This window comes from Streptomyces sp. NPDC111656 (assembly GCF_055656965.1).
On record NZ_JBVKCA010000064.1, the window covers coordinates 1 to 4,868 of the forward strand.

Here is a 4,868-nt window from a genome sequence, read left to right on the forward strand (position 1 = left end):
ACGCCGACACAGTGGGAGCCACCAATGTTCTACGGGCCGGGCTGGTCCGTCGCGGCGCCAACCCGGCATAGCGAGAAGCCCCCGGCTCCAGCCGGAGGAGGAGTCACGACGCCTTGACCAGCCTGCTCAAGCGCTTGGATTCGCCGAGATCTGGCAGGGGGACGCCGGGCAATGCGTCGAGAAGGTCGGCCTGGGCGGCGCGGATGCTCTGCGCTCGCGCATCAGCTTCCGGCGCTCGTGGGTCAGCAGCCCGTACGCGAGCCGCCGGCGGCCGCGATGGCGGCCGCCCTCCCCGGAGGTTTCAGCCCTTGCGGGGGTAGAAACTGCCGCCGGCGTCGCCGTGGGCTGTGCAGTCCATGTCGCGGTAGCGGTCGACGAAGGTACCGGTGAGGACGGTGAACGCGTCGTACGTCTGGTCCAGGGGGAGGTCTTTACTCACCCTGAACCGCAGCTGCACGTGGACGGACTCGCGGGGCTTCAGCGTCTTCGGGCCGGGGATGGTGCCGCGGGCGTTTCCATCGGCCTGGCGCAGCGTCTTCCAGGCGCGCTGCGAGGTGTCCCAGTACTGCAGATCGCCGTACGCGCTCAGGTCGCGGTCGCCCTCGTTGTAGACATAACTGCCCAGCTTGGCGCTGAGTTCGAACGACTTCAGCTCCTTCGCCGAGGCGTTGGTGAGCGTGGCAGTGTAGGTCGTCCAGTGAGTGCCGAGAGTGATCGACTTGGGTATGCCGAACGAGCGGCCCACGAAGGTGTTGTTGTGGTACTGCCCGTAGGCGGTGTCGAGGTCGTAACACGTCGGGATTTTCGCGGCAGGGGACGCCTGGGAGGCGGGCGCGGCGGCCACCGCCACGGGGAGCAGGGCGGCCGTCGCGGCCGAGACCGACAGGGCGCGGCGCAGTTTCATGAAGATCTCTTTCCCGGTTCTTGGACCCTTGGAGCCTTTGTTTCCAGCGTCATTGAGTTCTAAGGCCGTGGATCCTTGGGTTATCAGGTTCTTAGAAAATTGGTTGGGCTTACGCGGTGACGTCCGTGGCGTCCGGACCGGCCACGCCCTTCCGGCGGCGCACGGCGATGACCGCACCCGCGCCGACCACCATCGCGGCTCCGCCAGCGAGAGCGATCGCCGGGAGCGCGGACGAGGAGCCGGTCGCGGCGAGGTGGGCGCCGTCCTGCGGGCTGAGGCCACCGGTGGAATCGGAACCACCCGTACCGCCGCCGGACGCGGCGCTCTGGCTGGGCTCGGCCGTGCCACCCGGTTTGCCCGGCCCACCCGGCTTGGTGGTCGGGGGCTGCGTCGGCTTCGCGCTCGCGGGGAGGATGGTGAAGTCGTACCAGGCTTCCTTGGCCGAACCACAGGAACCGTCGCGGTTGCGGTAGTCGCCGGCGGCGAGCGCGTACCCGGCGCCGGGCTTGGCGTCCTTGACCACGCGGGTGCGCAGTTGGAGCGTGATGGTGCTGCGCGGACCGACGGCAAAGAAGCCGAACCGGTCGTCGGGCGCCGCGTCATGGAAGGTCTTCCACAGCCCCGTCTTGGCGTCGCGGTACTCGGTCTCCAGCTCCCAGGACGGCCGGTCGACATCTTCGGCGGAGGATACGTGCAAGAAGGGCTGGACCTCCCCCAGGGGCTTGCCGGTGGTGTTGGTAAGCGTCATGGAGAAGGGGGTCCAGGCGCCGCCCGCAGTCAGCTGGGGCGGCAGCCCGTGGACGGCCACGTGCAACTGGTCGGACTCGAACGCGCAGGACTGACCCGCACCATCAGAATCACCGGCGTCCTTGCCTCCACCGGTGGCACCACCCGCGCCGGTGGTCCCTTCGGCGGTCCCGGCGGCTTTCGACGGCTTTCCTGGGGCGGGACGGACAGCCCCGTCGCGGTCCTGGGATGCCAGGCCACCGGCAGCGGCTTCACCCAGGCGCCGCGGCTCGTCCGGGTTATCCGTTCCGCCGCCGCTCGTGGCGGAATCCGCTGGCCGGTCCGCCGATGTTGCCGCGTCGGGAGAGGCGGGCGTGCGGGGACCGGCCTCGGACACCGGCTTCGTTGCGAACGCGGCGGCGGGCGCGGCCAGTACGGCGGCGGGCGCTATCACGGCAGCCGCTGCGGCGGCCATCAGAGCGTGGCGAATCTTCATCCAGCAGACCTCTCGGATCCCAAGTGCCGCCTGGACGGCACAGGTTGACGTTTATCAAGTTCAGGCCGTGCATGACGCATGGTGTGCGTGAGTGCGCATGCAGACATGCGTACGTGCGCACACCTGCGACTGGTACATGACCACTCGCATTGCGAAAAGGTTGCACACTCAAGTCACTGAAGTGGCGCATAGGGGGACAGTCTTGTGCTCCATCGGGACCGGCGGCCGTCCGTTCACTCCACGATGTCCTGCCGCCCGGTTCTCTCGGACGCGTAGCTCGTACTTCTTCAGCTTCTCCTGGTGAGCCTCGGTCTCGGCGGCCAGGCGCTTCTCCGCGCGGGCCACCGTCCGCTCGGCGGCTTCGACCTTGATCCGGATCTCTGTAGGTGAAGGCATAGCCCGTTCATGCAGTGTGTCCCTGGCGAGGTGGGCCCGGGTGAGCCGGTCGCACAGCCGGGACAGGCGAGGCCAGTTGTCGCACGCGTCCTCGCCATCGCCCTGCGCTGCAGAGCCATTGGCCTCGACACTCAGCGCGTGGTCGACTACATCCTCCATCAGCGCGTGGATCTCTTTCTCGCACGGGGAGATGGTCTCCTCCAGGCGCTGGAGCCGCTGGTTGGCGTCGCGTGAGGCGTTCGCCTCCATCGGTGAGTCGTCTACGGCCACCGCCGAAAGATCGACCAGGCCACGTCGGCCGCACAAGGGCGCAAAGCGGTGACCGCCCCCGGTGGCGCCGCGCTTCCTCCCCGCGCCAAAGCTGTCACCACGGCCGCCCGAAGCGTGCGTTCGGGCCCCCAGTCCGCCCCTCCGGCCGGATCGTCTCCGCCCGGCGTGCCCGCGCGCAGATCCACCTGGCGGCCTTCGGGGAAGGCGTCCCGCAACTCACGTTCGGGCGGGGTCAGTTCTTCGTACGGCAGCATCGATACAGCGTAGACACCACAGTCCCGGACGGCGTCGCCGTGACCACTTCGGCTGAGACCGCGAGCGCATCCGTATCCGTCGGACCACACCAGCTGAGACACTCCCCGGTCCAGCACCTGCCCCAAGAGCCCCTGTTTCCTGATGAGGAAGGACCAGTTCGAGGGAAGAGGCCCGGCAAGTGGGCAAGGCATCCACCGCGAAGAACGCTGCCGAACCAGGCAAGACCCGCGAACACAGTGCCGCAGATGTGCCTGCGGCACTTCGCACAGCACCAGGCACGCCGACCGTACGAACTGCGCGTGCGGCGGGTCGTCAACCCTGATCGGTCCTTCCCTGCGGCACCGAGCGCCATGGGTGCCGAGCGGGGCTTCTGCTGAGACACGACCCTGGACGGCATCCCTCACCACGCATGTGAGGAACTCTTCACCCATCTTGGAGGCAGCGCTGAGACGGTCCTCAAGGCGGTCCTCAACGACAAGGACTGGGCGCTGACGCCGAACTGGCCGCTCAAGCACGATCAGCGGGGTGCACTCGCCTGGTGGATGGCTGCCCAGATCCTGCGCACCACGCGTCAACGTCAACGCCTCGCCCACCTTTTTTGGCCCTGGAGTCCTAGCTCAGCCACCAGCCGCAAACTAGCCGGATGATCACGTGCTCGCCGCTGTGGCGGCCTGTTCGTCGTGCTCCCGCAGCATCCGCATGACGGTGGCGGGCGAGGGGTGCTGGCCCCTCTTCGCTCCGCTGGTGATGACGAGGCGCTTGGCTATGTCGCGCAGGCTCATCTCCTGGTCGCGTAGATGGAGGGCCATGGACAACATGTCCTCGTCGGTGACCCCGGCGCCACCGATGGTCTTGCCGCGCTTCCGCGCGGACTCGTGGCCTTCGAGCGTGCGGTCGCGGATGTACTCGCGCTCCATGCCGGACATGGCCGCGAGCACGGTGAACACGATGCCGGACGGGTCGTGCGAGCCCTTCAGCTCTCCGGTCAGGAACTCCAGACCGACATCGCTCGCCTTCAGCTCCTCGGCGAGCATGGCGAGTTCGATGCCGCGGCCGAGCCGCTTGTGCTCGTGCACGACGAGGGTGACGGCGACGCCGGAGGAGCGGATCTCCCCGGCGAGCTTCACGGCGGCCTCCAGCTCGGAACGCTTGGTAGCGCGGGTGGAGATCTTCTCCGAGAAGATCCGGGCGACCCCGGCCTCGCCGAGCGAGTCGAGTTGCGCGTCAAGGGGCTGCCGGGCGGTCGAGGCGCGGGCGTAGCCGAGGCGGACGTGTCCGACCGGTTCGGCGCCGGCGCGCACGGGCCGGGGCAGCTCGGTCCACGCCGAGCCCGGCTTGCGCACGGCGGGGGTCGGCACGCTGAGGGCCTTGGCGAGTTGGGGCACCAGGCGGAAGCGTGCGGTGTGGTACTGGATCGCGACCTTGCCCTTGCCGGTCCGGCACGGGGAGCCCGCGGGGGCGGCGCAGGTGGACATCGGGCAGTCGTGCGATTCCACGCGCTTGAAGTCGTCGCTCACAGCCCCGGACTGTTTCATGAGGGTGTTTCAGGCGTCCAGCCGTTTGCAACAACTCATGAAACATGATCGCCGCAGGTCGACCCTCGGGCGGGCGCCTGTTTCATGAGTGTCCGCTCTCAGATAAGTCCGGGTGGGGCGGGCCCCTGACCTGCGGTGCCCGGACTTGAGTGAGACGGGTTTCGCAAGGTCGTCTCACTCAAGTCCGGGCCAGCGGCCTTCTTCGTCAGATGTGGAGTTCGGGTGGGAAGCCGGTCCAGCGCAGTTCTGCGGGCAGGTGCCGCATGTCGTTGTGGAACAGCACGGA

General features: G+C 68.3%; 4 protein-coding genes and 1 pseudogene. All 5 read right to left on the reverse strand.

The window, feature by feature from the left end; genetic code table 11:
- Positions 1-301: 301 nt before the first annotated feature.
- A complete protein-coding gene (locus tag ACZ7M3_RS52565) occupies positions 302-904 on the reverse strand; it encodes a hypothetical protein (protein ID WP_355311680.1) in 603 nt (200 codons plus the stop codon).
- Positions 905-1,013: 109 nt separating this feature from the next.
- Complete coding sequence (locus tag ACZ7M3_RS52570; RefSeq protein WP_472073912.1) at positions 1,014-2,126, reverse strand: LPXTG cell wall anchor domain-containing protein; 1,113 nt, start codon at positions 2,124-2,126, stop codon at positions 1,014-1,016.
- A gap of 168 nt (positions 2,127-2,294) precedes the next feature.
- The gene (locus tag ACZ7M3_RS52575; protein ID WP_472073914.1) at positions 2,295-2,771 is read right to left on the reverse strand and encodes a hypothetical protein; all 477 of its coding nucleotides are present in this window, start codon (positions 2,769-2,771) and stop codon (positions 2,295-2,297) included.
- Between the two features lie 923 nt (positions 2,772-3,694).
- Positions 3,695-4,564 (reverse strand): recombinase family protein, encoded by an 870-nt coding sequence (locus tag ACZ7M3_RS52580; RefSeq protein WP_472073916.1) that lies wholly within the window; start codon positions 4,562-4,564, stop codon positions 3,695-3,697.
- Between the two features lie 223 nt (positions 4,565-4,787).
- A pseudogene (locus ACZ7M3_RS52585) lies at positions 4,788-4,868 on the reverse strand (histidine phosphatase family protein); the annotation flags it as partial.

Excerpts from the sequence above, each read along its gene's own strand:
- ACZ7M3_RS52575 (WP_472073914.1), bottom strand. The coding sequence starts at position 2,771 with ATGGAGGCGAACGCCTCACGCGACGCCAACCAGCGGCTCCAGCGCCTG.
- ACZ7M3_RS52565 (WP_355311680.1), bottom strand. The coding sequence starts at position 904 with ATGAAACTGCGCCGCGCCCTGTCGGTCTCGGCCGCGACGGCCGCCCTG.
- ACZ7M3_RS52570 (WP_472073912.1), bottom strand. The coding sequence starts at position 2,126 with ATGAAGATTCGCCACGCTCTGATGGCCGCCGCAGCGGCTGCCGTGATA.